The organism is Nocardia donostiensis (genome assembly GCF_002081715.1).
GTDB lineage: Bacteria > Actinomycetota > Actinomycetes > Mycobacteriales > Mycobacteriaceae > Nocardia > Nocardia donostiensis.
Window position 1 is genome coordinate 1 of sequence record NZ_MUKP01000006.1, and the last position, 25,504, is coordinate 25,504.

General features: G+C 63.5%; 23 protein-coding genes, 1 pseudogene and 1 riboswitch. Of the genes and pseudogenes, 14 read left to right on the plus strand and 10 right to left on the minus strand.

Annotated features, from left to right (window positions below):
* The 3 genes and pseudogenes from B0T44_RS27475 to B0T44_RS26305 all read left to right on the plus strand — a co-directional run.
* Positions 1 to 207, plus strand: a 207-nt coding sequence (locus tag B0T44_RS27475) for a hypothetical protein (protein ID WP_217808764.1), incomplete at its 5' end; no start/stop codon positions are given.
* 806 nt (positions 208 to 1,013) lie between these two features.
* Positions 1,014 to 1,424 (plus strand): hypothetical protein, encoded by a 411-nt coding sequence (locus B0T44_RS26960; RefSeq protein WP_139347703.1) that lies wholly within the window; start codon positions 1,014 to 1,016, stop codon positions 1,422 to 1,424.
* A 312-nt stretch (positions 1,425 to 1,736) separates the two neighbouring features.
* A pseudogene (locus tag B0T44_RS26305) lies at positions 1,737 to 1,845 on the plus strand (IS5/IS1182 family transposase); the annotation flags it as partial.
* Positions 1,846 to 2,063: 218 nt separating this feature from the next.
* Here B0T44_RS26305 and B0T44_RS05540 read toward each other — a convergent pair.
* Positions 2,064 to 3,563, minus strand: coding sequence for a hypothetical protein (locus B0T44_RS05540; protein WP_077115432.1), 1,500 nt, complete (start codon positions 3,561 to 3,563; stop codon positions 2,064 to 2,066).
* 84 nt (positions 3,564 to 3,647) lie between these two features.
* Between B0T44_RS05540 and B0T44_RS05545 the strand changes: the two genes are divergently transcribed.
* Positions 3,648 to 4,223: a TetR/AcrR family transcriptional regulator gene (locus tag B0T44_RS05545; protein WP_077115431.1), complete on the plus strand. Its 576-nt coding sequence runs from the start codon at positions 3,648 to 3,650 to the stop codon at positions 4,221 to 4,223.
* 1,052 nt (positions 4,224 to 5,275) lie between these two features.
* Here the strand turns inward: B0T44_RS05545 and B0T44_RS05555 are convergent.
* The 4 genes from B0T44_RS05555 to B0T44_RS05570 form a co-directional block, all read right to left on the minus strand.
* Positions 5,276 to 5,806 (minus strand): YybH family protein, encoded by a 531-nt coding sequence (locus tag B0T44_RS05555; RefSeq protein WP_077115430.1) that lies wholly within the window; start codon positions 5,804 to 5,806, stop codon positions 5,276 to 5,278.
* 188 nt (positions 5,807 to 5,994) lie between these two features.
* Positions 5,995 to 6,231 carry a recombinase family protein gene (locus B0T44_RS27480; protein ID WP_217697450.1) on the minus strand — a complete coding sequence of 79 codons (237 nt, stop codon included), beginning with the start codon at positions 6,229 to 6,231 and terminating at the stop codon, positions 5,995 to 5,997.
* A 327-nt stretch (positions 6,232 to 6,558) separates the two neighbouring features.
* Positions 6,559 to 8,346, minus strand: coding sequence for a thiamine pyrophosphate-binding protein (locus B0T44_RS05565; protein ID WP_077115429.1), 1,788 nt, complete (start codon positions 8,344 to 8,346; stop codon positions 6,559 to 6,561).
* Complete coding sequence (locus B0T44_RS05570; protein WP_077115428.1) at positions 8,339 to 9,937, minus strand: APC family permease; 1,599 nt, start codon at positions 9,935 to 9,937, stop codon at positions 8,339 to 8,341. The genes B0T44_RS05565 and B0T44_RS05570 overlap by 8 nt, the downstream gene beginning before the upstream one ends.
* A gap of 256 nt (positions 9,938 to 10,193) precedes the next feature.
* On the opposite strand from B0T44_RS05570, the gene B0T44_RS05575 reads away from it, so the two are divergent.
* The 7 genes from B0T44_RS05575 to aspA all read left to right on the plus strand — a co-directional run bounded on the left by B0T44_RS05575 (position 10,194) and on the right by aspA (position 18,579).
* A complete protein-coding gene (locus B0T44_RS05575; protein WP_217697449.1) occupies positions 10,194 to 11,762 on the plus strand; it encodes a PucR family transcriptional regulator in 1,569 nt (522 codons plus the stop codon).
* Positions 11,763 to 11,939: 177 nt separating this feature from the next.
* Entirely contained in the window at positions 11,940 to 13,499 is a 1,560-nt protein-coding gene (locus tag B0T44_RS05580) for an FAD-dependent oxidoreductase (RefSeq protein ID WP_077115426.1), read from the plus strand.
* Positions 13,500 to 13,775: 276 nt separating this feature from the next.
* Positions 13,776 to 14,021: an MFS transporter gene (locus B0T44_RS05590; RefSeq protein ID WP_139347702.1), complete on the plus strand. Its 246-nt coding sequence runs from the start codon at positions 13,776 to 13,778 to the stop codon at positions 14,019 to 14,021.
* 214 nt (positions 14,022 to 14,235) lie between these two features.
* Positions 14,236 to 15,579 carry a histidinol dehydrogenase gene (hisD, locus tag B0T44_RS05595; RefSeq protein WP_077115423.1) on the plus strand — a complete coding sequence of 448 codons (1,344 nt, stop codon included), beginning with the start codon at positions 14,236 to 14,238 and terminating at the stop codon, positions 15,577 to 15,579.
* 380 nt (positions 15,580 to 15,959) lie between these two features.
* Positions 15,960 to 16,427, plus strand: a complete 468-nt coding sequence (locus B0T44_RS27485; RefSeq protein ID WP_217697448.1) for a DMT family transporter — start codon at positions 15,960 to 15,962, stop codon at positions 16,425 to 16,427.
* A gap of 137 nt (positions 16,428 to 16,564) precedes the next feature.
* On the plus strand, positions 16,565 to 17,092 hold the full coding sequence (locus B0T44_RS27490) for a VOC family protein (RefSeq protein WP_217697447.1): 528 nt from the start codon (positions 16,565 to 16,567) through the stop codon (positions 17,090 to 17,092).
* Positions 17,089 to 18,579 (plus strand): aspartate ammonia-lyase, encoded by a 1,491-nt coding sequence (gene aspA / locus B0T44_RS05605; RefSeq protein ID WP_081511651.1) that lies wholly within the window; start codon positions 17,089 to 17,091, stop codon positions 18,577 to 18,579. The genes B0T44_RS27490 and aspA overlap by 4 nt, the downstream gene beginning before the upstream one ends.
* 16 nt (positions 18,580 to 18,595) lie before the next feature.
* On the opposite strand, the gene B0T44_RS05610 is transcribed toward aspA, so the two are convergent.
* Together B0T44_RS05610 and B0T44_RS05615 are read right to left on the minus strand one after the other, a co-directional pair.
* The gene (locus B0T44_RS05610) at positions 18,596 to 19,156 is read right to left on the minus strand and encodes an aldo/keto reductase (protein ID WP_077115420.1); all 561 of its coding nucleotides are present in this window, start codon (positions 19,154 to 19,156) and stop codon (positions 18,596 to 18,598) included.
* Between the two features lie 177 nt (positions 19,157 to 19,333).
* Positions 19,334 to 19,528, minus strand: coding sequence for an aldo/keto reductase (locus B0T44_RS05615; RefSeq protein ID WP_077115419.1), 195 nt, complete (start codon positions 19,526 to 19,528; stop codon positions 19,334 to 19,336).
* A 567-nt stretch (positions 19,529 to 20,095) separates the two neighbouring features.
* Between B0T44_RS05615 and B0T44_RS05620 the strand changes: the two genes are divergently transcribed.
* The 3 genes from B0T44_RS05620 to B0T44_RS05630 all read left to right on the plus strand — a co-directional run bounded on the left by B0T44_RS05620 (position 20,096) and on the right by B0T44_RS05630 (position 21,664).
* Complete coding sequence (locus B0T44_RS05620) at positions 20,096 to 20,527, plus strand: hypothetical protein (protein ID WP_077115418.1); 432 nt, start codon at positions 20,096 to 20,098, stop codon at positions 20,525 to 20,527.
* 76 nt (positions 20,528 to 20,603) lie between these two features.
* On the plus strand, positions 20,604 to 21,326 hold the full coding sequence (locus B0T44_RS05625) for a hypothetical protein (protein ID WP_077115417.1): 723 nt from the start codon (positions 20,604 to 20,606) through the stop codon (positions 21,324 to 21,326).
* 122 nt (positions 21,327 to 21,448) lie between these two features.
* The gene (locus tag B0T44_RS05630; RefSeq protein WP_077115416.1) at positions 21,449 to 21,664 is read left to right on the plus strand and encodes a hypothetical protein; all 216 of its coding nucleotides are present in this window, start codon (positions 21,449 to 21,451) and stop codon (positions 21,662 to 21,664) included.
* A gap of 103 nt (positions 21,665 to 21,767) precedes the next feature.
* A riboswitch (ZMP/ZTP riboswitch) is annotated at positions 21,768 to 21,845 on the plus strand.
* Positions 21,846 to 22,112: 267 nt separating this feature from the next.
* Here the strand turns inward: B0T44_RS05630 and B0T44_RS05635 are convergent.
* The 3 genes from B0T44_RS05635 to B0T44_RS05645 form a co-directional block, all read right to left on the minus strand.
* Positions 22,113 to 22,874, minus strand: coding sequence for a dienelactone hydrolase family protein (locus B0T44_RS05635; RefSeq protein WP_077115415.1), 762 nt, complete (start codon positions 22,872 to 22,874; stop codon positions 22,113 to 22,115).
* A gap of 581 nt (positions 22,875 to 23,455) precedes the next feature.
* Positions 23,456 to 23,635 carry a hypothetical protein gene (locus tag B0T44_RS27840; protein WP_245839552.1) on the minus strand — a complete coding sequence of 60 codons (180 nt, stop codon included), beginning with the start codon at positions 23,633 to 23,635 and terminating at the stop codon, positions 23,456 to 23,458.
* Between the two features lie 140 nt (positions 23,636 to 23,775).
* The gene (locus tag B0T44_RS05645) at positions 23,776 to 24,972 is read right to left on the minus strand and encodes a Cmx/CmrA family chloramphenicol efflux MFS transporter (protein ID WP_077115485.1); all 1,197 of its coding nucleotides are present in this window, start codon (positions 24,970 to 24,972) and stop codon (positions 23,776 to 23,778) included.
* Positions 24,973 to 25,504 lie beyond the last annotated feature (532 nt).

The following is a 25,504-nucleotide window of genomic DNA, read 5'->3' on the forward strand; positions in this document are numbered from 1 at the left end:
GATATCTGCTGGGACCACGATCCCAGCGGCGCGATCCGAGTGCCATCGGCCATCCGACTCGGCTTCCGAGGAACAGCGGTCTGGATCGCCGCCGGATGCTCAGTAGACACAGGACCGGCAACAAGCTTCCGGTTGGGCACCGACGACGTCATAGTCGTCTTCACCCGGGAAATGAGCTCACAGACAGGAATCCCGGAAAGCCGATGAGCCTCCGGCCGCCCGACTGGACCAGCGGCCGACCAAACCCACCAATACCACCACGACTACCAGCGGTTTTACTCTGGGGTGCTTACCGTCTCTACGAGGGTTGGCAACCAGTACTCCAGCCGTCGATCATGATCGACGGCTGGAGTACTGGGTACGATCAAGCGGTGGTCTACGAAACGTGGTTCTGGGGGAACGTTCGGGTGGCGGTCGCGGACCCACCACTTCCACCAGACCCCGGCAATCCGTACTCGAATTTCAACATTGTTTCGAGCGGGCCACCTGTAGCCCACGCCGTAGCCGCCGGAAGCAGCCGACCCGAGTGCGGTGCCATGGAGAAGGTCCTTCCTCATGGGTTCCCTTGGCCCCACCCGATTCCCGAGCACTGGGTGCGTTGTTCGGCCTGTCTCGGCCTGCATCTTCTCTAGAGCTTCGGTTCGGAACACTCCGAGCATGCCACTCCGTATGCCATAGAGCACTTGCTGTCTCGTGCCAGCTGGGGCGTGGAGGAAGATTTCCAATCCGGAAAGGGACTGGCCGGCCTCGACCAGCACCAAGTCCGCCGCTGAACCTCCTGGCACCGCTGGACCGTGCTGTCCATGCTTGCCCTAGGTGATTGATTCCGAGGGGTGGGTTTGCGGAGGTTGGACATAGGTCGCGGGTTCTCAGGACGTAGAACGGTCCAGCGGGAAGGGCCGCTACTCAGCCCGCGGTGGGATGGGTTCAGCCAACTTACGGGCTGTGGGTTGGCAGCGTGGTAGCTTGCTGCTCTCGTCCGGCAGGTCCTGCGGCAGCGGTCAGGTCAAGGGATGGCACTGCCAACCGTTGTCGTATGTCACCTGGAACTGGTCAGCCGCACCGAAAGCGGCTGCGGTGGCAGCGCAAGCCGCCGCTCGCATGGCCGTCGGCTCGGTATCAACCAAGTTCATGCCGGCCCAGATCAACCGCACCGTCCAGCCGGAAGCGTCGACACCGAGCCTGCCGAGCGCATCGATAGCATCAGCGGCTCCTGCGAGCGCCGCGGCTGCTTCTTTCGCGTCCCGTTCTGGTTGCGCGGACGTAGTGTCGGCTGCATCGACCGCCCAGACGACAGCGCAGCCATCCGCTGGATCGGCGTGAGCGAGAACCACCCGGACATGTGCGAAACCACCCCGACCACCACCCTGACGCATCAGCCGGTACTCCCCGACAGATCCTTCCCTCGCCAGCATGGGAAATAGTCATGCCAGGTGATCTCGGCCAGCGCAAGCGTGTGCTCCTGTACGCAGACACAGAATTCCGGGTCAACCTTGCGGGGCCGCAGGCAAAGCGACTCCCATTCTGCAGGGTTCACCCGGAACGGACAGGCTCTGTTACGGGCATGACGAACGCAAGACTCTGCCGGCGATCCTCGAAACCGATCCCACTCTGGCCTATGACCAGCCGGGCCAGACCCCTGATCTGCGACAAGAACTATTTGGTGCCGGTTTCGAGGCCGAACTGGCCGGGTACGGGATCCAGTCGCTGTGCCCGGCCCGAAAAGGCGAACCCGAGCCGGCAACCTCGACTGGAGTGCGGCGATCCTGGACGCGGCGAGCGTGCATGCAAGAAGGGGCTCACTGACCGGCCGCAGCCCGGTCGACCGCGCCAAGTTGGGCTCTCTCGGCCGATGCGAACGGGATACCGCTGGTCACCGGTCGATCGTGACCTGGATCGGACGCACCTACCACCGGCGCCGACGCCAAACCCGACTCGACCGGTCGCCCCTCGATCGAGGACGAGACCATCCGATCGAGCCGAGGTCCGGGCGGTGCGGACGCGGCCGACCGGATCGGGAGACATTCCCGGCCCTTCCGCGCAACCGCCGGCGGCATCACCCGTCAGGCGGGTGGGGCGATGAGTACCGCGCAGGCGTACGGCGGCAGCGTCGGCCGGCCACCGTGCACGTCGAGTACCCGCGGAGCGCCCGTCGGCGATTCGGCGTCCACCGAGCGCAATACGGAGCGATCCGGCCAGTCGGTCACTTCGAGCTCCACCGGCACGCCCCGTTTATTGACCAACACGATCATGCGGGTTCCGTCGGCGGCCACGACCGCCCGAGCGTGCACGCGGGGGTCCGGGAAGCCCGGATGTCCGGTGTCGGTCGGCAGCAGGCGGTCACCGATCCGGACATGGTCGACCATGAGTTTCGTCGCGTGGTACCTGGCGTTGGGCTCCCCGGTCTCCCAGTCCACCAGAGAGGTTCCGGGGATCATGCCGGGGTAGCCGTTGAATTCGGCCACGCCGAACAGCGCGATGTCCAGATCGAGACAGCGGGCCCAGAGATAGGTGTGCACGGTCGCGCTCAACGCCCAATACTCCGCCGGCAACTGCGTGACCGGATTCATTATGTCGGACGGATAGGTGCCGATCTCGTTGAGCAGCATCTTGGTGTCCGGCGACAACCGCTTCGCGATCGACCGAATGTACCGCACCTGCTCGAGGAATCCCTCGGCCTGCGCGAAGAACGTCGACTCCCATGTCTGCGGCGCCGGATTCCCCTCTGGGCCGAACGGGTTCACGATATCGGGCGAGGCGTAGTAGTGGATCGAGAAGGCGTCGAGCGGGATACCCGGGGCGTGATTGGCCGGGTCGAGGAAGTACCAGAAATACTCCGGGTTGTGGTGTACGTGGCTGAGCGACAGGCCGATGAAACGCATCTGGGGATCCAACGGGCGCAATCGCTCGACAACGGCGTCGTACAGGCGCGTGTAGGTCTGCGGGCTCATCCCCCGGTTCAGATCGGGCTCACAGAGCACTTCCCAATACGCGAAGCGGTAGCGATGGCCCGACTCGTGCCACACGCCGTGCTCGTCGTGGAAACCGCCGGCGATATACCAACTGGCGATGCGATAGAAGTAGTCGGCCACCTCCGCGAGGGTCTCGTCGCGGAACTCGGTGCCGCGCTCGTAGTCCCAGTGGTCGACGTCGGGGTCGTCCCCGATCTCGACCTCGTCGCCGCCGACGAACATCCAGTGCGGAATGGTCGCGAAGTTGGCGACGACCGGACGCCCCTCGGCGGCGGCGACAAAGTCCTCCACGTACGGGTCGAGCCGCCCGAAATCCCATGAGGTGGCCGTATCGGTCGGGGCGGTGAGCGCGGGTACCGAGACGAGTGGGTTCGAGAACCACGGCAGGAATCGGGCGTAGTCGACGCGCAGGTCGCGCAGCGCTTCGAAGGCGCGGTCGTGCGCGGCAGCGCCACGCGCGAGCGGTGGTGCTGTCCAGAGATGGGTCGTGAGCACCGTCTCGACCGGGCGACCGACGTGGTCCCAGTCGACCGTCACGGGGATCGCCGGCGCATGGGGCGGCGGAGCGAGCAGGGCTGGTGCATCTGTCATGAATGGGCTCCGATCTCGGTTTTCATACATACGTACAATACATACGTATGTTTAGCATGGCTACCGGCGGGATACCCTCTCCGCATGAGCCAGAAGGAGCAACTGCTCGCGGGAGCACGGGCCTGCCTGATCGAGCGCGGGTACGCACATACGACGGCACGTGATATCGCTGCCGCCTCCGGCGCGAATCTCGCCTCGATCGGGTACCACTTCGGCTCGAAAGATGCCCTGCTCAATGCAGCCGTGGTGGAACTGGTGGAGGAATGGGGCGATCGGATCACCGGCGCGGTCGAAGAGATCGACGCTCCTACACCGACCGAACGCCTCGAAGAATTCGTCCGCGGGATCCTGGCCGCCGGCCCTGACGAACGCAAGATCATCCTCGCGAGCGTGCAGGCCTTCGCGCAGGCCGAGTTCATTCCCGAGATACGCGACCAGCTGCAGAACACCTACACCAGGGGACGCGTAGACCTATCCGCGCTCGTACTCGGCATTCCCCATGAGGAGGTGACCGACGAACAGGCGGCGACAGTCGGCTCGGTATCGCTGTCCCTCATCAACGGCGCCGTGCTGCAGTGGCTGCTCGACCCCGTCGCCGCGGCCGGCGCCGCTCGCATCACCGACGCGGTCCGCACACTTTCCGGCAACCCCGGGCCGTGACGCCGCCGCATCGGGCCGCCGCGCCGGAGCCGATAACGACCCTTCGCACGGGTCCATCGGGTCGATAACCACAGTGGACAGCTGCGACGACCTGCTCGACCTCATGGGCCGACGCGGTACAGGACGGCCACGTGCCCCCATGGGAGCTCACCAGCGACCGGCTCAGTCGCTCGAATGCCCGAGCCGCTCTTGCTTTGCGCGCCTGGGCCAGACTGACGGGACCCGGTAATCGACCCACGTGATCTGGCCCCCTCTGGTCGGTGCGCCGACCGCCGGTTGGCCAGACCAGCGCTGATCCTGGTTGTGCCAGTGAATTCCGGTGTCGTTTATCGGCGAAATCGGGCGCTCTGTGTCAGTGCAGCCGTGATCGTGAGGCTCGCCCTCGCCATGTGGCGGTTGCTCAGCGACTGAAAACGGCCGGCTCGTCGCGACCCGGGCAACGGCCGGGACCACTCAGCCCGGGGCAACCTCGGTTTCGTGAACGATGAGCCAGCGAAAACTGGGCTCGCCCTGCGTCGGGATCAGTACCGCGCTCCCCCGCCGACGCGATACCCCCCGCCTGGTGATGCGATTTCAGGAACCGAACGGCCACCCACCCCTGTCGTTCGTCGAGACCGACACCGGCCGTCCCATGAGAGTCCGCGTGACCGCCGACCCGGCGCCGGAGACGACATCCGGCAACATCGAAATCCGACTGAACCCCGCATGGCGGCACAGCTAACGCCATCGACCGTTCCCCGCTCCCACTCGCGTGTCCTTGTGGAGGTGAGACGACCATGCGCACGAGGTAGACCCGCTCCTGCGCACGCCTCGCTAGCTTGGCGAGTCCGACTCTGCCGAGACGGGCCTGCTGGGGCGCCCGTCGGGCTTCTACACGCTGACATGGAGCGTCTGCTCGCATTCGACCGCCTCGGCGAGGTCTCGGCCGCGCGCATGATCGACTCGATCGATGATCGGCCTAGCGATCCCGATGGCATCCGACGAACCGCCGCCCACCTGGCCCGAGCAGGATTCCGATCCCCTGGAGGCAAGACGGGCTCAGGGCGGGTTTGTCACTCCAATCTTTCAAACGCTTTCCGCCGCAGGCCGAAACGCGTGAGCAAGCTGGTTGTGACCAGCCCGAATATGGTTCGTCCACCCCTTCGGGCGGGCGAGTCTTTTTCGGACGCGAACCAGACTTGAAAATTCGCCGGGTTGACCGGAAGCGAGATGTGCTCGTGCGTTATCGCCCAGGCGTCGTTCGTCCGTCGCAGGCAGACTGTCTCGCGCACCCATATCGGCAGTTCGATCCCGCCCCGGCGCTTTCCCGAGTCCAAGTGAAGCATGTGAGCACAAGCTGTGTCTTCAGCTGTGACGATGGTCAAATCGTGGGTCTCCAAGCCGATGGGGCCGATGTACCCGTCGAACCATCGCACAAAGTTGCGGCGCACTTCGTCGGGACCCGTGAACCGCAGGGGCGCAACGGCATCGTAATAGACGATGTCTGGTGAATAGAAAGACATGAGGCGATCGATGTCCTTGGACCGCTGTGCGTTGGTGCGGCTCTCCAGGAACTCCCTGATCTGGACTTCATGCGAGATCATTGTGTCTCCGTTCGAGATTTCTCGGCTGCAGCCAGCTACCTGGCAGCCGACCCTGCGCTTGCAGTAATCCGACGATGTAGTCCGGGCAAATGTGAGGCGTCACCCGACATCGCCACGACGCGGTGCAAAGCCCGAAGCAGACGTTGGGGTTCCGGTAGAACTCGCGCGGAAAAGGAACGGATATGACGTTACCTCGGGTCAGGGATGACAGGCTGGCTCAGTGACGTCGGTCTGTTGCCGGGGCCGATGAGGCTGGTGAGCAGCGCACGCGTCTGCGGAATCTGCTTGGCGGACGTGGCCGATGGCCGGTCGAGCCGTTGCCCGCGAGCTCGGGCAGCAGTCAGGCCCTCGTGAATCCCGTCGCCGATGAGTTCACGGATGAACTCGGCCAGCGCGGCGAAGACGCGGCCCCGGGCTGCTCCCACTGCCCGGCCCACCGTGCACCACCAGCACCGCCCGACCCGCAGGATTGCCGCTGGCGCACCAGCACACTTGGTTTCCGCCACCGACCTCGAGCAAGCCGTCTGCGTATGGATTGATCGGAGGGCTCTACGCAGCCGAACTCGTCACGGACTCGCTGATCACCAACAGGGCGGTCATTTTCCGCATCTCGAGCAACCGGAACTGGTGGACAAGTACCTCACCCGACTTCCTCGGCGGGGTTGCTGAGACTTCTCGGTGACAAACCGTCTGCCTTCGGAGACCGTGATCAGCCACCGCACGACCGGAGTGCGATGGCTGATCGGCATTACTCATATGTGTTGCTCGTTGCCGCGGAGGCGGCGGTACTCGTCTTGCCGCTCGTCGGTGATGTGCGGCAGTGGCGGAAAGTCCAGCCAGCCGGGAACGAACGGACTCGCAAGGTCGCGGTCGGTGGGGACTTCCACCAACGCCGGCCCCTTGGAATCGAAGGCCTTGCGAAACGTGGATTCGAGCTCCGCCGGTGAGTCGACGCGGAATGATTCCAACCCGAATGATTTCCCGAGATCTTTGAAGCTCGGGCTGTACGGGCTGCCGTCGGTGCGATTGAACTCGGTGCCGATATGACGATCCGTGGCTTGCTTCTGACCACCCCGGATGGAGATGTAGCCGGAATTGTCCTGAACGACGAAGACAACCGGAATCTCGTGCTGGACGGCTACACCGATTTCCTGCGCTGTCATCAAGAAGTCGCCGTCGCCGACAATGCATGCGACCTGCCGGTCCGGGGCGGCGAGCTTGGCGCCGATAGCGGCAGGTACCGGCCAGCCCATGGACGAGAACCCGCCGGTGGTCAGATGGGTGCGTGGCTCGTAAACCGGGAAGGTCTGTTTCACCGCCCCCTGCGTGTTGCCGGAACCGACCAGGACGATGCCGCTGCGATCCATCACACTCCGTAGCGCGCCGAGTGGGCGCTGCAGAGTGAAGGGGAACCGGTCGGTATCGCGCCGGGCCGACAACTGCTCTTCCCAGTCGGCCTTGCGCTCGGCGATCTCGGCCAGGTACGCCGACCTGTCTGGACGCGCCGGTGGCAGCGAGTCGACGATGGCGGCGACCGTAGGTTTGGCATCGGCGACAATACCGACCTCGGTCGGGTAGTTCTTTCCGATCTCGTGCGGGTCGATATCGATGTGAATGAGTTTGGCCGGGGGGAAGGAGAATGACTTCCCGCGTGTGTAACTCGAGGCGGACCAGTCGGTGAATCGGCAGCCGACCGACAGGACCACGTCGGCGTTGGCGGCGAGATAGTTGCCGTGTATCGTGCCGGTTTGCCCGACGCTGCCTACGAATAGTTCATGGTCCTCGGGGAAGGCGCTCTTGCCGTTCCATGTGGTCACCACGGGAATGCTCAACGCTTCGGCGAGAGCGAGGACTTCGTCGGTAGCGTTCGCGCTGATCGCTCCACCACCGACGACGATGATCGGACGTTCGGCGCAGGCCAGCAGCCGGGTGGCGCGCTCCACCGCTTGGGGGTCGGGATATTGCAAACCTACGGGCAGCCGGTGCGCCAGGTCGTGCAGGGACACCTCGGCCGTCTCGGCATGCAGGTCGTAGGGGACCTCGATATGGGCCGGACCGCGCCGTCCGGTGAGCATGGTGCTGAAGGCGCGGTGCATGATGAACGGCAATTCCTCGATGCTGTTCGCGACCCAGCTGCGCTTGGATACGGCTTCGGCGACCTGTGGGAAGCCGTTGTCCTTCTGTCGGTCCAGTTCCTGCAGGATGCCGCGGCCGCGCATGTGCCGCGGGGGGCCGCCGGTGATGACCAGAACGCTCGTAGAATCGCTGTATGCGGTTGCCAAACCGAGCACGGTATTCGAGGCGCCGGCGCCGATCGAGGTTACAGCGGCCATGGGTTTACCGGAGACTCGATAGTATCCGTCGGCGAGGTGGACCGCGCTCTGCTCATGGTAGGTCTGGATGAACGGAATGTTGGATTCTTCTTCGAGGAATGCGTCCATCAACCCCCAGATGCCGTGTCCGGGGATGCCGGCTACGTAGGGGACGCCATATTGTTTGAGTATCCGGGCGATGACCTGTCCGCCGTTGAGCCTAGGCATTGAGGGTCCTTTCGATTTCGATGTCGTATTGATCGTCGTCAGTAGAGGGATGTTCACGTGCGGCGGTGGTTCGCAGTTCACGTAGGCGGTTTGCGATTTCGATCGCGTCGCCTTCGGGTGCGGCGGAGTGCCTGTACGGCTTCGCGAACCACATGTAGCAGACACCAACCGCGGCGACGATCAAGAATCCGATCAGGGCGACCCAGCGATCGTAGAACGCCAACTGGGTGTCAGCTGCGGGTTTTGCCAGCAGCACGATCGAGAAGATGCCATAGGTGATTGCTGCGACGGAAACTGGCCAGCCCCATCTCCCCAACGACCAACGCCCGGCCGGGATCCATCCGCGAGCACGCGCTCGGATCGACGCGAGTACCACCATCTGGAATGCTACGTATCCAGCAAGCATCTGGAACGCCGCCACCCTGAACAGGGCATCGGGCACAAAATACAGGAACACGAACAGCCCGATGGGTATCACATTGACCGCGAGTAGCGAAGTCAACGGGACTTTCGCCCAGCGCGTCACGCGGGAGAACAGAGTGCTTCCGGGGAACATCCCGTCACGGGCGAAGGAGAAGATCAGCCGGCTCGCCGCGGCCTGCTGGCCCATCACACATGCGAGGAACGAGGTCAGGGCCACGACGAGGAACGCCTTGGTGCCGACTGTGCCGAGGCTGTTCTGCAGGATCTCGGGAACCGGGTTCGTAGCTTTGCCGGTGACGATCTCCGGAAGATTCGGTGCGGCCAGTATGTACCCAGCATAGGCCAGGAACGCCGACGCACCGCCGACGACGACGGTCAGTGCCATCGATCGTGGAATGGTCCGGCCTGGATTGGGGGTTTCCTCGGCGACCTCACCGCAGGCTTCGAAGCCGTAGAACAGCAGCAGCCCGGTCAACGACGCGGCCAGGAACGCAGTGGGATAGCCGCTGCCGTGACCGGTTCCCATAGTGTCGAACAGCACCGATACCGAATTCTGCCGCCGGAACAGCAGAAGGAACAGTCCCACCGCAATCACACCGGCGAGTTCGGCCGCCAGGCCGATCTTCGCGATGGTGGCCAGTGTTTTGCTGCCGGTGGCATTGAGCGCCAGCGCGATCGCGACCACGACAAGCGCGATGATCAGCCGCTCCCCGGGCGTGGACGAAGCCCCGGGATCGGAGGCCGAGCCGAAGATCAGTGCCGCGACGAAATCTGCGCTGAACATCGCGGTCGTGGTGATACCGATGATCACGCCCGCGATGTAGATCCAGGTCAGCCCCCATGCGTATCGCCCGTTCCAGAGCCGCCGTGCCCACTGGTAGAGCCCCCCGGAAATCGGGAACTGGGAGACAATCTCGCCGAACACCAGTGCGACCAAGAGTTGTCCCGCGGCGACGATGGCGATCCACCAGATCGACGGCGGCCCGCCTGTCGACAGGCCCTGCGCGAACAAGGCGATGACACCGACCAGCGGCGACAGATAGAGGAATCCGAGCGCGAAATTCGACCAAAGATTGATCTTGCGGTCGAATTGTTCTTCGTATCCCAGAACTCGCAGATGCGCGTCATCCGCGGACGTGGCCGGTGGCGGCCCCTTGATGTCCGACATGATCTTCCTTCGACTATATGACTGACGGCTCGCGTGGTGAGTCGCTGCCGGCGCTCCCGCACTACTGAGCGGATTCAACAAGCCTCGAATCGGCAGCGCGAGAGCACACCGTGCAGTCTGTGATTGCCTTCACAGAAGAGTCTGCCGAGAGGGGCACGCTTGTCCTATACTCACACTGCGCATAAGAATCTGCAATTTGTGCACAGGATGGGACGGAGCAACCCTCGTGGAAGGCAAGAGACCATCAGGTATGACCATGACCGTCGCAGCCGCGTTACAACTCGAGGTGTTCAGTCGCACTGGTTTGAAGTTGTACGCCGGACAATCGAACCTGTCACAACCGATTCGATGGGTGCATCCAACCGAGGTGCCCGATATCGCTCGATTTCTCACCGGCGGGGAAATGTTACTGACCGCTGGACTGGGAATCGGGGACAGCCCAAAGCGTCAACGCCGCTACATAGATGAGATCGCCGCGGCCGGCGCCGCTGTCCTGGTTATCGAACTGAGTGGCCGGGCATTCGACCACATGCCCGAAGCTTTGATCGAAGCAGCGCGCGAGCATGAGCTACCTTTGGTCGGGCTGGATAACGAAGTGCCGTTCGTCGAGGTATCCGCTCAGGTGCACGAGTCGATCGTCGATCAGCGGGTGCTGGATCTGATGGCATACGAACGACTGAACGCGACCTTCATGCAATTGCTGCTGGCCGGTCGTGATCACGTGCCCTTCACCGACGCATTGGCCGCCGAGGTCGGCCGGCCGGTGGTACTGGAGGACGCCACCAGACAGGTTGTCGCGTATTCGGGCGGCACCGCCGAGTCCGACGAAATGTTGTCGGACTGGGAACATCACTCGCGAATCGAGCACGAGCACTCCCACAGCTCGTCCGGGAATGCCAACGACGCCGAAGCCTGTACCCGGCGGCCGGTGGTACTTCGCGGAGAGCGCTGGGGTTGGTTGCATGTCCTGCACGGCGCTGAGCCGATGTCGGGTACCGCTGCTTACGCGATGGATCGTGCTACCGATGGCATTGCGATCGCGCTGCTCGGCGCGCGAGAGAGCGGCGCCCAGGCAGCGCAGCGGCAGAACGCGCTGGTCAGTCGGCTTCTCCTGGGTGATATTTCCGGTGACATGTTTGTCACCCGGGCTCTGAAGATCGGCCGCGACTTACGCAACCGCGCCTTGCTAGCGGTGCTGGTATGCAAACAGACACCGCCCGGGCCCACCAGTGAGGACGCCCTCGACGACCTCTGCCGCGCGATGCACCTTCCCGGGATCGTCGCCGACCTGGGCGATCACACTCTGGCGATTATCGGGCTACCGCGGGCCGGCAACGAGAAGCGGATCGTCGATCGGCTGGGCGCACTGGATGTGAGTGCAGGTGTGAGCCGACCCGTCGGTGCCGATCAGCTGACTACAGCGGTCGAACAGGCACGCAGCGCCGCCGCGGTGGCAGCTGCCCGGCCGGAAAAGGCTGTCTACCGGTTCGATGAACTCGGCGTCCTACGGTTATTGGCATCTTTGGCGCAGGGGCCGGAACTGGCCCGCTACATCGAAGACGAACTCGGGCCGATCCTGCAGCACGACGCGAAAGCCACCAATCCGCTCCTGCCGACACTGCGCACCTACTTGACTTGTGACGGAAACAAGTCACTGGCCGCGCAGACGCTGTATGTGCAACGCCGGACCCTGTACTACCGACTGGACCGGATCACCGCCTTGCTCGGGAGATCTCTTGATGACCCGGACACTCGTCAGGCTCTGGTTTTCGCCGTGCGCGGCCACGATCTGCTCCAGCGCCGGAACCGGCAACCTCGAAGCTGAGCCGCGGTCGCACCGTCAGGGGCAGTGGTCTCACCTCGAGAATATCGACTGCACATTTTGTGCAGGTCTGGATGAAGCGATGCACATAGTGCGCCATGGAACCCGGATGGGGGCGCAGTAGATTCGAGGTGTATTCCGTATTTACGGGAACATGTCCACGTCAGCCCGGGAGTCACCATGTCGCGTTCACTACAGGCCATTCAGCAGCGGGTCATCACTGACCCGCCCGAGGTGCTGGACTGTGATATTGCGATCGTCGGCTCCGGAATGGGGGGTGGATCGCTGGCCTATGCACTGCGCGACACCGGTGCTCGGGTGCTGATCATCGAACAGGGCGACTTCTTGCCACGGGAGCGCGAGAACTGGTCGGTCGAAGCCGTCCACACTCAGGGGCGCTACAAAAATTCGGCGCCCTGGTTCGACACTGTTTCGGGTAAGGATTTCATTCCGGGCAACTACCACTATGTCGGTGGCAGTACGAAACTCTACGGCGCCACTCTGCCCCGTTTTCGTGAATGGGATTTCGACGTAGTCGAGCATACCGACGGGCTTTCCCCCGCGTGGCCGATCGGTTATTCGGACCTGGAGCCCCACTACGCCGCGGCAGAGCAGATGTTCTGGGTGCACAGCAACAAGGGAGAGGATCCCACCGACCCCTGGCGGTCCACAGACTATCCGTTCCCCGGCATACCTCACGAAGGGGCGATGGCGCGCCTGGTCGCAAGTGCGAAAAAGCAGGGCCTGCATCCATTCGCCGCGCCACAGTCGATCGACTGGCGCCCAGGCGGTGGCTGTGTGCTGTGCGAGACCTGTGATTCGTTCGCGTGCATGATCGATGCCAAGGGTGATGCCGATGTCGCTGCTGTGCGACCGGCGTTGCAATCGGCCAATGTCCAGCTGTTGACCAACGCCGAGGTGACGCGCTTGGACACCGACCCCACGGGTCGAAATGTGACCGCGGCACGGGTCAGTCACCAGGGACGCGAAATCTCTGTGCGCGCTGCGCGTTTCGTCGTCGCCTGCGGTGCGGCCAACACCGCGGCGCTGCTGCTGCGCTCGGCCTCCTCGGCCCACCCCGGCGGGTTGGCCAACTCGTCCGATCAAGTCGGCCGCAACTACATGGCGCACGTCACGACCTTCTTCGTCGCGATCGATCCGCGACAGAAGAATGACGCCGTTTATCAGAAGACCATCGGCATCAACGACTGGTACGCGGCCGGTCCGGACAACAAATACCCCCTGGGCAACGTCCAGGGCCTGGGAAAGTTGCGCGCACCGCAGGCGAAACTTGGTAAGCCGTGGGTACCGACGCCGATCTTGGATGAAGCCACCAAATACACCCTCGACCTGTTCATTCAGAGCGAGGATCTGCCGTTGCCACAGAACCGGATCGCCCTCGACAGCACCGGAAAGATCACCGTGGAACGCCGGGAGACCAATCTGTCGTCGCATCGCGAATTGGTCAGGCGAATGAAGAAGGTAGTTCGGCGGGCCGGTTTCCCGGTGGTGATGACCCAGAGTCTCGGTGTCGAGGCGACCTCGCACCAATGCGGAACGGCACGAATGGGCGACGACCCCGCGACCAGCGTGGTGGACGCAAACCTCAAAGCGCACGACCTGGATAACCTGTGGATCGCTGACAGTTCACCGTTCCCGTCATCGGCTGCGGTCAATCCCGCGCTCACCGTCGCTGCCCTCGCGCTGCGACTGGGCCACTCCGGCCAGCTCACCGACTAGCCCTGCTCATACCGTTCCACGGCGCGCAGCCGATCGACCGGCTGCGGCGCAACCCGATGAGCGGTCCGTGGCGACATCCGCGCCAGTGCGTTCCACCAGCGACGAACATGCCTCGATGATGCCGACGCTGGGCCACAGTCGTAGCCGGCAGCGACACTGGCATTGTCCAGCTTCGTCGCCACAATGACGCTCGGCCGCTTCACCATCGATCGCGACGCCGCTCGAATGGGTTCGGTATGGGTTGTCCGATTCGGTTGCTTCCTCACTGCAAACGGCATGACTGTAATTCTGTGTTCGCCGGTGCTGGCTGTGACGGTGCTGAGTCGGGAACTGTTCGGTCTCGGAAACGCCAGCGGTGTGCCGCAAGTGTTGTCGGCTGCCGGCAATACCGCTGGGATGACGGCGACGGATTTCTCCCGCGTGATCGGCTGCGGCTACGTCCCGATGTTGGCCGGTCCGGCGCTCATCGGATGGCTGGCCGAGGCGACATCGCTGCACCACGCGCTGGTCGTTGTGTTGTGAGCTGTCACAGTGCGCGCGTGCGCTGCCGGCATCGTCGAGTCTCGAGTACCAGATGAAATCCCTTTCAGTGTGCGCATGTTTCACGCCACCTACTTCACATCGTGTGTATGCCGAGCGGGTCTACCGGGCACAAGACTGGAACGTATGTCGCGCGGATCCTCCGCTCAGTCGACATCCATTGTCCAATCCGAAATCCACCGTGAGGGAGAAGTACGTGTCGGTCATCCTGAAGGCGCCGGCCGCCGAAGCCGGAACAGCGAACAAGAGCAACCCACAGGTGGTCGAGACGGTAGGACGCGTCATCGACGACATTCGCGAAAACGGTGACAGCGCGGTCCGCCGCTATTCCGAGCAGTTCGATTCCTGGAGTCCCGACTCGTTCCGGCTGAGTGAGGCAGAGATCGCCGAGATCGTCACAGGCCTGCCGACGACGGTGGTCGAGGATCTGTCCTTCGTGCAAAAGCAGGTGCGCAATTTCGCGCAGGCACAACGTGACTCGTTGCTCGATATTGAAGTCGAGACGCTGCCCGGCGTCTTTCTGGGCCACCGTCATGTGCCGATCACGGCCTCTGGCGCCTATGTACCAGGGGGTCGGTACCCGCTGACCGCTTCGGCGCACATGACCGTCGTCACCGCGAAGGTCGCGGGCGTTGAGCGCGTCGCGGCGACCACTCCACCCAACCAAGGCGCGGTGCCGGCGATCAGTGTGGCGGCGATGCATCTGGCAGGAGCCGACGAGATCTACGTGCTCGGTGGGGTGCAGGCCATCGGCGCCCTCGCACTGGGAACTGAATCCATCGCGCCGGTCAACCTGTTGACCGGACCCGGAAATGCTTATGTCGCCGAGGCGAAACGACAGCTGTTCGGTGAGGTCGGCATCGATCTGTTCGCCGGACCGACCGAGGTTCTCATCGTCGCGGACGACACGGCCGATCCGTTTGTCGTGGCCGCGGATCTGCTGAGTCAGGCCGAGCACGGCCCCGATTCGCCCGTGGTGCTGGTGACGACATCGGAGCAGCTGGGACGGGAGACGATCAGCGAGGTCGAACGACAGTTGCAGAACCTGCCGACCCGCGCCATTGCGGCCGCCGCCTGGCGGGACCACGGCGAAGTGCACCTGGTCGACACGATCGAGGACGCTTTCGCTCTCGCTGACACCTTCGCCAGCGAACATGTGCAGATCCTCACCGCGGAACCACGCCGGGCGTTGTTGGAGATGCACGATTATGGGGCGCTGTTCCTCGGAGAGAAGACCTGTGTATCGTTCGGCGACAAGGTAATTGGCACCAATCATGTTCTGCCTACGCTCGGCGCTGCCCGGTATACCGGCGGCCTCTGGGTCGGAAAATTCTTGAAAACCGCTACTTATCAAGAGATTCTGGATGCGGAGGCCAGCGCGGAGTTGGGGCGTGTCTGCGGGCGCGCGGCACGGCTGGAGAACTTCGAGGGCCACGCTCGCTCGGCCGACGTGCGTGCAGCCAAATACGGCGGCGATTGGCTGCCGTGGTCCGAGCATCGATTCGACGGGTCTCCGGCCCCGGCAGATGGCAAACTCTGACGCGATACAGACCGGTCGCTACACCGCCCTGACCGCCGTCGTGTTGAGCGGGGCTTCGTTCCAAATCGACGCGGCGTTCGGAGCGCTATTGTTCCCGGTCGTGAGCTCGGTCGGTGTGGTCGCGCTGCGGCTGCTCGTCGCAGCGCCGACCCTGTTGATAATCGGGCGGCCGAAGGTGCGTAGCTTCAGCCGCCGCGACGTGTGCATGGTCGCGGGGCTCCGCGTGGTCATGGGCACCCTGAACCTCAGCCTCTACTCCTCGGTTCAGCACGTCGGTCTCGGCATCGCGGTGACTATCGAGTTCTTGGGGCCGTTGACCGTCGCCCTCGTGACGTCTCGCCGCCGGCGCGTGGGCATCCACGCTCATGCTGAATGCCCCGGTGAGCGCCACCGTCCCCGGTGCCCAGGTTCCGGCCGCCACGATGACGGTGGCGCTGCTCTGCTTTGCGCCAGTGAGGTTCGCGTCCGCGGGAGATGGCCTGTTCTCTGTCTCTGTTCTGTTGCCCGGGACCGGGACGGCAGTATTGGCATCGGTTGTATCCCCGCTCCTGGAATGGTTCGCGATTCGGCGACTGATCTCCAGTACGTACGGCGCCCTGATGGCGGTTTGTCCCGCAATTGCCGGGTTGAGCGGGGTGCTGCCCCTGGGAGAAACCCTGAGCCTCGTTCAGTGGGCGGCGATCGGCACAATCGCCGCCGTGAGCGTCGCAGCCACCCGGGTACGGACGGATCCACAGGTCAGCCGCCCCCACATCGGCGCCGATCACTCCGATCCCGTTCACGATGTGCACAGCATCGGAGCAGGCATGCACGTTTCGTTCATCGGCGCACGGAGCCGTCGAACCTAGGCTGGAAACAGCATCAATATCTGCCGGATGTCGCCCGTCCTCTCACACACGACGACATTCCTCGGTCGCCGCTCACCGGCGCGAACGTATCGCTGATTGATTGGAGTAAGAAATTGGGAAGTGTAAACCAGCCGGGTGTGCCTACGTTGCGGTCGGTCGATCATGTCGCCGTCACAGTGCCTGACCTCGATGCGGCGGTCGCGTTCTTCGTCGACCATTTCGGCGGTGAATTGATTTTCTATGACGGCCCCTTCGCGGACCCGGACGGCGACGGCATGCGCCGTCGACTCAACGTCGACCCGACGGCAACGTGCCGATTGGCGATGGTCCGGCTCGGACTGCACACCAACCTGGAACTGTTCGAATACGAAGCGCCGGACCGTTCGACAACGGAGCCGCGAAACAGCGACATAGGCGGGCACCACATCGGCTTCTACGTCGATGACATCGACGCCGGATACGAGTATGTGCGGTCGATTCCGGGCGTGGTCGTGATGGAGGGGCCGAACGGTGTCGACGCGCACGCCCCGGTTGCCGGTCAACGGTGGTTCTACTTCCTCACGCCATGGGGGATGCAACTCGAGCTCACTTCTTGTGCTGGAGAGGGATTCTACGAGGGACTTCCCGGGGCGCGTATGGCTCCGCCGAGTCGACGCTGGCGATGAGCGCGCGAGACTCCATGACGAGCTCGCTACCCGTCCCCGGTGCTGTGGTACGCGTCGAGCGCGATTCGTTGGGACCGAAGTCCGTGCCGGCCGACGCCTACTACGGAATTCACACCGCCCGGGCAGTCGAGAACTTCCCGATCAGCGGTATCCCGTTGTCGGCCCATCCGGACTTCATCGACGCCCTGGCCGCCGTGAAACAGGCCGCAGCGCTGACCAACCGAGAACTCGGGATACTCGACAACGCGACCGCGGCCGCAATCGTTGGCGCGTGCGAAGAGATCCGGAACGGTCATTGGCACGACAGCTTCGTCGTTGACGTCATCCAGGGAGGTGCCGGCACCTCGACGAACATGAATACCAATGAAGTCGTCGCGAACCGCGCCCTCGAACTTCTTGGGCATCCCCGCGGCGACTACAGTAGGGTTCACCCTCTCGAACATGTCAACCGCAGCCAAAGCACCAACGACGTCTACCCGACGGCGATCAAGATTGCGCTGCACGTCCAGATCCTCCGGCTACACGGCACCCTGCAGGAGCTGTCGGAAGCGTTCCAGGACAAGGCCGAAGAGTTCGCCGACGTACTGAAGATGGGTCGCACGCAGCTACAGGACGCCGTCCCGATGACCCTCGGCCAAGAATTCGGCACATACGCGGTGATGGTCGCTGAGGATGCGCAGCGGTTGCTCGAGACCCGGGAACTGATCAGCGAGATCAACCTCGGTGGTACGGCGATCGGCACGGGTCTCAATGCCCATCCGCGCTACACCGCAACGGTATGCGAGAAATTGTCGGAACTCACGCGCTTGCGGCTCGTCACTGCCACCGATCTGGTCGAAGCGACCCAAGATGTCGGCGTCTTCATGCAGGTGTCGGGTGTGCTCAAACGCACCGCGATGAAGCTGTCGAAGATTTGCAACGATCTGCGTTTGCTGTCCTCCGGTCCACAAGCGGGATTCAACGAGATCAACCTGCCCCCGGTACAGGCCGGCTCGAGCATCATGCCAGGAAAGGTCAACCCGGTCATACCGGAAGCGGTCAATCAGGTCGCGTTCGAAGTGGCGGGCAACGACGTGACCATCGCGATGGCTGCCGAGGCCGGGCAGCTGCAGCTCAACGCTTTCGAACCGATCATCGCGCACAGCCTGTTCCAATCGGTAACCCATCTCGACGCTGCCTGCCGGTCGCTGATCACCAAGTGCGTCACGGGTATCAGTGCCAATCGTGACCGCCTTCAGGAATCGGTGACGAACTCCATCGGAATCATCACCGCGCTGAATCCGTATATCGGCTACGGCGTTTCGGCACGAATAGCAAAGCGCGCCATGGCGTCGGGGCAAACGGTTCCCGATCTGATCGTCGAGGAAGGGTTGCTCACCGCGGAGGAGGTGACTGCCCTGCTGCGACCCGAAGCCTTGGTCGCGCCGCGAGAACCGATGTCGATGCCGAAAACCCAACTATCCCAAGCGAAGGAGGCCGCGAGATGACCAAAGTGTTGTACCTCTACGGCGGGTGGCCCAGGCATACACTCGCGACAGCCGGGGGCGTAGGCGAACTGCATCGCGGCCGCTGCCAGCGGCACCCGTGCTGGGAGCAGGTCTGCTCGATTGCGCCCGTTCGCGATTTCACCGCTTCCGGTGCGCGGGTGTAATTGAACTTTGCACAGTCGATCGGCCCGATGGCCGGGATTCCACTGTTGTACACACTGCCCAGCACCAACCCGACACCGCGTTCCGCACATGCGAGCAACAGGTCATCGAGCGGTTCCTGTTCCAGCAGTGTGTAGCGGCCGACCAGGAGGAGACAGTCCGCATCGGTGTTCTTCAAGGCCGCACTGCATGCATCGGCCTCGTTGACCCCGAATCCGATGGCCGTCACGACGCCCTGATCATGTAGCATCTCGAGCGCCGGATACGCTGATCGCAGTGCCTGGGCGAAGATTTCCGGCTGTCGATCGCCGTGTGTGTATCGGCCGCAGTCGTGAATGAACAATATATCGAACTTATCGGTGAGCATGCGCTGCGTACTCTGTCCCACACTGCGCCTCACGTCCACACTGCGCATCACGCCGTCGTAGCTGTGGTCGTACTCTGCTTCGAACGACGAACTATCGACATATGAGTCACTCGGGGCAATGGCGTCGGTGCGACCATTACCGCGGGGACCGACTATCCGGCCGTCTTTCGTTGCCGCACATATCCGGAGCGGGGACGCTCCCGCAGCGCATGGCCGAGCCGGTACTCACTTCGGTCCGTTGCCGTAGAACGGGGCGGTGTCGAAGAAGCGAACACCCGTATCCCGTGCCTGTTCAACCATCTGATCCGCTTGGCGGTCTGTGAACGGTCGCAGAAAGTTGCTGATCGGCGCGCCATCGAAACCTACGGCACTCACCATGACGTCCGAGCGACCGAGCTGGTTGATATCACCGATCTTCATCGAAGCCTTCCCCTGACGCGCACGGCTCACTTCGGATGTGCTGCGAAGCACCGAACCCAACGCTTCACATCGATCTGATCGTTCCGTTCGACGCTGATCTCCGTAGCTCGAAATCCGGTATCCGGAATGTGAAATTCAGCGGATCCAGGATGCATTCTTATGGTGCGCGCATAGGGCGCCGGCCGGAGGCGTGAAACCTGCTCATGAAGAATTGCACGGTTTGTGTATGCCTCACCGCTACGTAATCGGAGAGTATTTCTACGTGGCAACCGTCACATCGCTCCACGATTTGCATCGTCTGAATCAGATACCGGGGCAGGTCAACGACTGTGGAATGCTTTGCGCTTGCGGACCCGATCCTACCGGGACGGCGTACACGAGTCGACATCTCCGCGCGAGCGAATTCCTGCGAGGAATTTTCCATATGCGTTTCGAATCACCGGCCATATTGCATAAATCCAGAGGGCATGAATGACAACCAAAAGCACCGGGGGTAGCCCAATTTCCGGCGACGATCACATCTGCGAGTCCTCGGCTCCCGAGAGAGCTTCGACCGAAAAACAGCATGTGGTCAAATTTCGCGCTCGGTTTCTGTATCTATCACCGCTGGTCGGCGGCCTGTACCAAGGGGCGCGGCGGCTCTGGAAAGGGCAGTATGCCTGGATCCTGTCGTGGATCTACCTCTCCGGAGTCGTGGTGGGGTGCACCACCACCGTCATGTTCAGCACGGACTTCGTTGTCGCGCTGACTCGTTCGCACTCCGATATCGCGTCCACCCCGATCGAGGAACTGGTTATTGCCACCGCCGTATGGATCGCCCTGATCGGTTTCCTGATCGTCGCGGCCGCCGGACTGGCCTGTATGTGGATCGCGAAGCCGTATCAGCGTTCCCACGCCCCGGAAAGCGACGAGATCGCCATCGCCGACATCCTTCGCACTCACCGCGCTCAGCAAGACGTAGCTGACTCGGAGGCGCCCGTGGTCCCCCAGGCTCTGTAGTAGCAGCGAGCTGATTGTTCACAGCCAACGACAACCGAACCTACGAAATGTCCCTCCGAAAGTAGAAGGAAACGAGATGAAAACCATCAGCCGAGCAGCGGCGACCACAGCACTGACAGCGACCGCCTTCGCGGCGATCGCCTCATCTGCTGGAATGGCACACGCCGAAGATCCATCGAGCCCGGACCCGGCCGTTCGTGTTCAAGTACTTCCCGGTGTTCAGTACTCCGGAAATCCCTCGACTCAATCTGCGGAGATTGCCACTCCATTCGGAACGGTTGTCACCGATCACGGCCAGTACCAAGTGTCGGACAGCCAGGGCAATGTCGTGTTCGGGGCAGCCGGTACCGATCGGACCGCGGTAGAGACGTCGACAATCTCCCCCGGTTCCAAAGCAACGCAGAATGAGGCTTCGTCTCAGCGAGCGGCTGCGGCCACCACACCGAATGCGACCGTAGTAGGCGACGACGCGGTACGCGATCCCCAAGCAGATATCAACGCCGCGGTCGGAGTAGTTGCTACCAACTTCGGTCTCGCCACCGGTGTAGGTGCAATGGTCGGCGGTGTCGGAGGTGCCATGATCGGTTGCCCGGTCGGCGCAGTCACCGGCGGCCTGGTAGCCGTTCCGACATCACTGGCGACGCTGGCTGTGCCGGCCGCTGCCTTCGGATGCCTGATCGGCGCCGGCACAATCGGTGGTGTGGGCGCAATCGTCGGTGGAGCTGTCGTCGGGGCCCCGGTCGGCATCGCCACCGCGATCGATCAGTACAACAAGCTGCACGCCCAGGGCACGCTCTGACGCAGTACGTACCGAGAGCTGCGGCGACGTGAGGGCCGGCACCGTTCTGCGGTGCCAGCCCTCACGCCAGGGCTCTTCGGTACAGCGAGTCGGCTCTTGCCAGCAGCGACGGCGTCGCTTCCATGGAGCACCACCAGACACAACAGCAGTGCCCCGCCACTACCGACGACGCCCGAGGCATAGACGTCGGATACATCCGCCGAGACTTCTACTTCGACGAACAAGGCCGCACGGTCGTCCACAACGAAAACATCTACCTCGACGACGACGCCCATGGTCAAGGATTCGGCGGAGTGCTGACGGTCCTTGGACACTGCACGAGACGCAAACACCGATGAGCAGCGTTTATGCAGCCGACCGGTGCCCACAAATGCATCTTGGGCTCAACCGGTCAACGCATCAGCGCGTAGATGGTGGTGTAGCAACCTATCGGTAGGGTTGTGGCAACAACGCGACTGGCGCCGGGTGGGTTACCGCCGGGGAGCGCGAGCAGGAGTATCGACCGCCTGGGTGCTCCACCATGGGCAACGGGAGACTTCATGCTCGGCACATGGAGTCCAGTGACGGGAAAAGTCGCATGAGGGATTGCGGCTGGGGACGGCGCCTCGGGAAGCGAGGCCTGAGGCACCACGAAACTTGTTGTGCTCTTTGCTGGCTCCGCTGTCTCCGCTTTCACCTCACCGCATGTTCTGGCGGACTGCGAGTGTTGCAGGGAGTGCATGACCGGCTGCCGGCTCGTGGCAGACGTGCGTGATCGGACTCCGGATCCGGGTTGGGTGTCCTCAGTTACTGGCGCAGATTGCGGTCGAACAAGGCCAGCAGTTCGCGGTAGTGCCGTTCGGCCGCTTCGGGGTCGTAGGCGGAGGTGTCGGCCTGGGTGTAGCCATGGTGGGCCCCCTCGTAGACCTCGGTGCGGTGGCGGACGCCAGCGGCATCGAGTGCCTTGTCGAACTGCGCGATGTGTTCCGGAGTCATGTGGTCGTCGTCACCGGCATGGGCGAAATACAGCTCTGCGGTGATGTTTCCGACGGTCAGGTGCGGACTGTCCGGGGTATCGGTGACGAGCGGTCCGCCATGGAATCCGGCCACCGCCGCGACCTGATCGGGGAACATGGCAGCGGCCATTACCGCCAGCCGCGCACCCATGCAGTAGCCAGTAAGACCGACCTGCCCTTCGGCGACCTGCGGCGACGCTGCCAGCCACGCGAGGTAAGCGGCGGCATCCGAACGCAGGAGCTGCGGTGTCAGCTCGCGGATCATCGGGAAGACCTGCTGGAATATCTCCGGCCGCTGTGCCGGGTCGATGAAGTCCGGCAACTCGATCACTGGCGCACGCCCGTGCCGGTAATAGGCGTTCGGCAGCAGGACGGTGTAGCCGTGGGCGGCGATACGATCGGCCAGCGACCGCAGGCTGGGCCGCAGTCCGAAACCGTCCTGAATCACCAACACTCCTGGATGGGCGGCGCCATCGTCGGGGTAGGTGACATATGCGTCGGCGACACCGTCGGGTGTCTGCACGTCGACCGACATAGCGTACGTTGCAGTCATATTGAATCCTCTGTCGTAGTTGATGGCCTGTGATCAACGCGACGAAGGCGGAGCCCGCGCAATACCGCAAGATCCTCGGTCGACAAGCGGGCCGACACCGGCCCGCGCGACGCTCAGAACAGCACCGGGTAACCCATCCGCGTGTGGCGCAAGCCCGTCCCGGTAGTCATCGCCTCATACCGTAGCCGACCGGACAGGACCGATGCCAACTCTGAGGTTGCCATCGCCAGTCGGTGCCCTCGCCACCCGGCTTCGACAACGCTCCACCTTCTCCGCTACTCGGCCTCTCATACTCAGAATCTCAACGTCGTGACTAGCGAGGCAGGTGGGTTCTGGCGTCGATGCCAGGTGAGTTCGAGCGTCACAAGATGCCTCGAGCGGTGATCAATGCAGACGAAAAATGACATCGCTGGGGTTGTGGTGAGATCAAGGCGGCTGGCCAGGGTGGCCGACTGGCGTCTGAGGCCCAGGAGCCTTGGTGTGTGGCATCAACCTTCGCCGATCAGGTCCGCGTTCGTCGAGTGCGACCACATGTCGGCACGCGAAGAGCTGGCTCACGGGTTGATCCTCGAGGAATCCCGCTATCCGCCGGCACTATCGGAGAAAGCGGCCGCGTGGGCGTTACGTCCTCGCACGGTGCCGCCGACGATGCTGTGGATGGTGGAGCGGCCGACGCTGTATTCGTTGCCCAGGCCGGTGAGGATGTCGCCGGCCTCGGCCATCTTGCGGGCGAACCGGTCGAACTTCGTCGTGGTCAGCACCACCTGCCGTTCGGCGACGACAGCGGCCGCCGAGGTGACCGCGGCGAGTGCATTGTCCGAGTCGACCCGGTTCTTGCGGGTGGTGCTGGAGAATCCCCGGTCGATGAAGATCCGCTCTGCCGGTCTCCCGAGGGTCAGCGTTAGCGTGCATCGACGCGCACCTGCTCGACCGGGCTCGTAACGCGCCGACGCCAGCCCATCACAGCAACACCCACCGCCGCGGCGGTGAAGGCGGCGCTGCACCACAACGCCGTGGACGGGTGACCGATGCGGTCGACGACCAAACCGGCAGTGGCAGGACCGAGAGCAGCACCGACGTTGAACGCGGTGGTCGCCAACGCGCCGGCGATCCGCGGAGCAACCGGTGTAGCGGTCTGCACGATCGTCGCGATCAGCGTCGAGCCGACACCGAACGCGACCGCGCCCGCCACCACCGACATCACCATCACCCCGACCATCGAATGCGCAGCCACAGCAGCGGCCAGCAGCCAGACACCGACAAGTACGACCGCTCCGGCGACGATGATCCGCCGCTGATGACGGTCGCTGTAACGACCGGTGACCACCACCCCGAGAAACGAGCCGACGCCAAACAAGGCCAGTACCACCGGCACCCACCGAGCGCCCCCAGCGATGCTGGTCGTGATGGTGCCCAGATAGGTGAACCCGGCGAAGGTTGCGGCATTGACCAGAACCCCGGTCACGACGGCGATCAGGACCGGCCGCTGCCGCAACACCGACCATTCGCTCCGCATCGACCGTGCCTGCCCGTCCGACGTATCGCCATCGCGCATGTCACGACCAAGCATCACCCACACCGGCACGAGCACTGCCGCGCTGAGGGCGGCAACGGCCCAGAATGCCGAACGCCACCCCCAGACCTGCCCCAGCAACGTCCCGGCAGGAACACCAGCAACGCAGGCCACCGTCACCCCGGACACCACCACCGAGCTCGCGCGCCCGAGCCTCGCCGGGCCGACCAACCGCGGCAACGCAGCCAGCACGATCGCCAAGAACCCCGCATTGGCGAGCGCCGCGACAACACGAGTCACCAGCAGCACCGCGAACCCGGATGACGCGGCACCGACGACATGAGCGGCGCAGAACAACCCCAAAAACGCTGCCACCGAATACCTGACAGGCAACCGGCCCGCCGTTATCGCCATCACCGGCGCCCCCAACACCATGCCTGCCGCGAACAGCGAGGTCAGCAAACCAGCGGCACCGAGCGACACCCCGACATCGCCCGTGATCTGCTCCAGCAGTCCCGACACCATGAACTCAGACGTGCCCTGCGCGAAAACCGCAACAGCCAGCACAAACACCACAGCGGGCATATACAGAACTCCCCGGATACAGGGCGCCACAGTCATATCCACGGCACCCGGGATGGGCTGCAGAATCGGGCGACCACCCGACAGCAAGAAACCGACATCATCCGGCGTTGCGAGATACCCGAATCCCACCAGTCGCCCAGCGACCGGCGGGAACAACACTCACAACGCCGCCCAGCCCGTAGGCCGAGCGGCTACCGTCTGGACGCCTCCGGAGAACTCACCCCGCCACCCTAACAACCCACCCGCATCACACCGAAACAACGACTACAACGTCATAACCCGGTGGTCATGGCCACCGACCCGGGCCATCCGCTGGTGGACCTCGCGCACCGCCTGGAGTGGCCGGGCGTTGGGGCAGGTTGAGGGTGCCTACGCCGTCCTCGTGGGTGGTGTCGAGATCGCCGTGCTGAAGGTGCGCGGCGACCAGCGCAGCGTTCGAACCTCCAGCGCCACACCTGGGTTTCGACGCTGTGGTTCATCTCGCGCGGTCCGGCGTTCGAGGCACAGGCGTGGCGTTGTCCAAGCGGTTCCC

Excerpts from the sequence above, each read along its gene's own strand:
- B0T44_RS05565 (WP_077115429.1), bottom strand. The coding sequence starts at position 8,346 with ATGCCTAGGCTCAACGGCGGACAGGTCATCGCCCGGATACTCAAACAA.
- B0T44_RS05615 (WP_077115419.1), bottom strand. The coding sequence starts at position 19,528 with ATGAAGATCGGTGATATCAACCAGCTCGGTCGCTCGGACGTCATGGTG.
- B0T44_RS05590 (WP_139347702.1), top strand. The coding sequence starts at position 13,776 with ATGACTGTAATTCTGTGTTCGCCGGTGCTGGCTGTGACGGTGCTGAGT.
- B0T44_RS05630 (WP_077115416.1), top strand. The coding sequence starts at position 21,449 with ATGGAGCACCACCAGACACAACAGCAGTGCCCCGCCACTACCGACGAC.
- B0T44_RS05625 (WP_077115417.1), top strand. The coding sequence starts at position 20,604 with ATGAAAACCATCAGCCGAGCAGCGGCGACCACAGCACTGACAGCGACC.
- B0T44_RS05645 (WP_077115485.1), bottom strand. The coding sequence starts at position 24,972 with ATGCCCGCTGTGGTGTTTGTGCTGGCTGTTGCGGTTTTCGCGCAGGGC.
- B0T44_RS05545 (WP_077115431.1), top strand. The coding sequence starts at position 3,648 with ATGAGCCAGAAGGAGCAACTGCTCGCGGGAGCACGGGCCTGCCTGATC.
- B0T44_RS05635 (WP_077115415.1), bottom strand. The coding sequence starts at position 22,874 with ATGACTGCAACGTACGCTATGTCGGTCGACGTGCAGACACCCGACGGT.
- B0T44_RS05555 (WP_077115430.1), bottom strand. The coding sequence starts at position 5,806 with ATGATCTCGCATGAAGTCCAGATCAGGGAGTTCCTGGAGAGCCGCACC.
- B0T44_RS05540 (WP_077115432.1), bottom strand. The coding sequence starts at position 3,563 with ATGACAGATGCACCAGCCCTGCTCGCTCCGCCGCCCCATGCGCCGGCG.
- B0T44_RS05610 (WP_077115420.1), bottom strand. The coding sequence starts at position 19,156 with ATGCGCAGTGTGGACGTGAGGCGCAGTGTGGGACAGAGTACGCAGCGC.
- B0T44_RS05575 (WP_217697449.1), top strand. The coding sequence starts at position 10,194 with ATGACCGTCGCAGCCGCGTTACAACTCGAGGTGTTCAGTCGCACTGGT.
- B0T44_RS05580 (WP_077115426.1), top strand. The coding sequence starts at position 11,940 with ATGTCGCGTTCACTACAGGCCATTCAGCAGCGGGTCATCACTGACCCG.
- aspA (WP_081511651.1), top strand. The coding sequence starts at position 17,089 with ATGAGCGCGCGAGACTCCATGACGAGCTCGCTACCCGTCCCCGGTGCT.
- B0T44_RS05570 (WP_077115428.1), bottom strand. The coding sequence starts at position 9,937 with ATGTCGGACATCAAGGGGCCGCCACCGGCCACGTCCGCGGATGACGCG.
- B0T44_RS26960 (WP_139347703.1), top strand. The coding sequence starts at position 1,014 with ATGGCACTGCCAACCGTTGTCGTATGTCACCTGGAACTGGTCAGCCGC.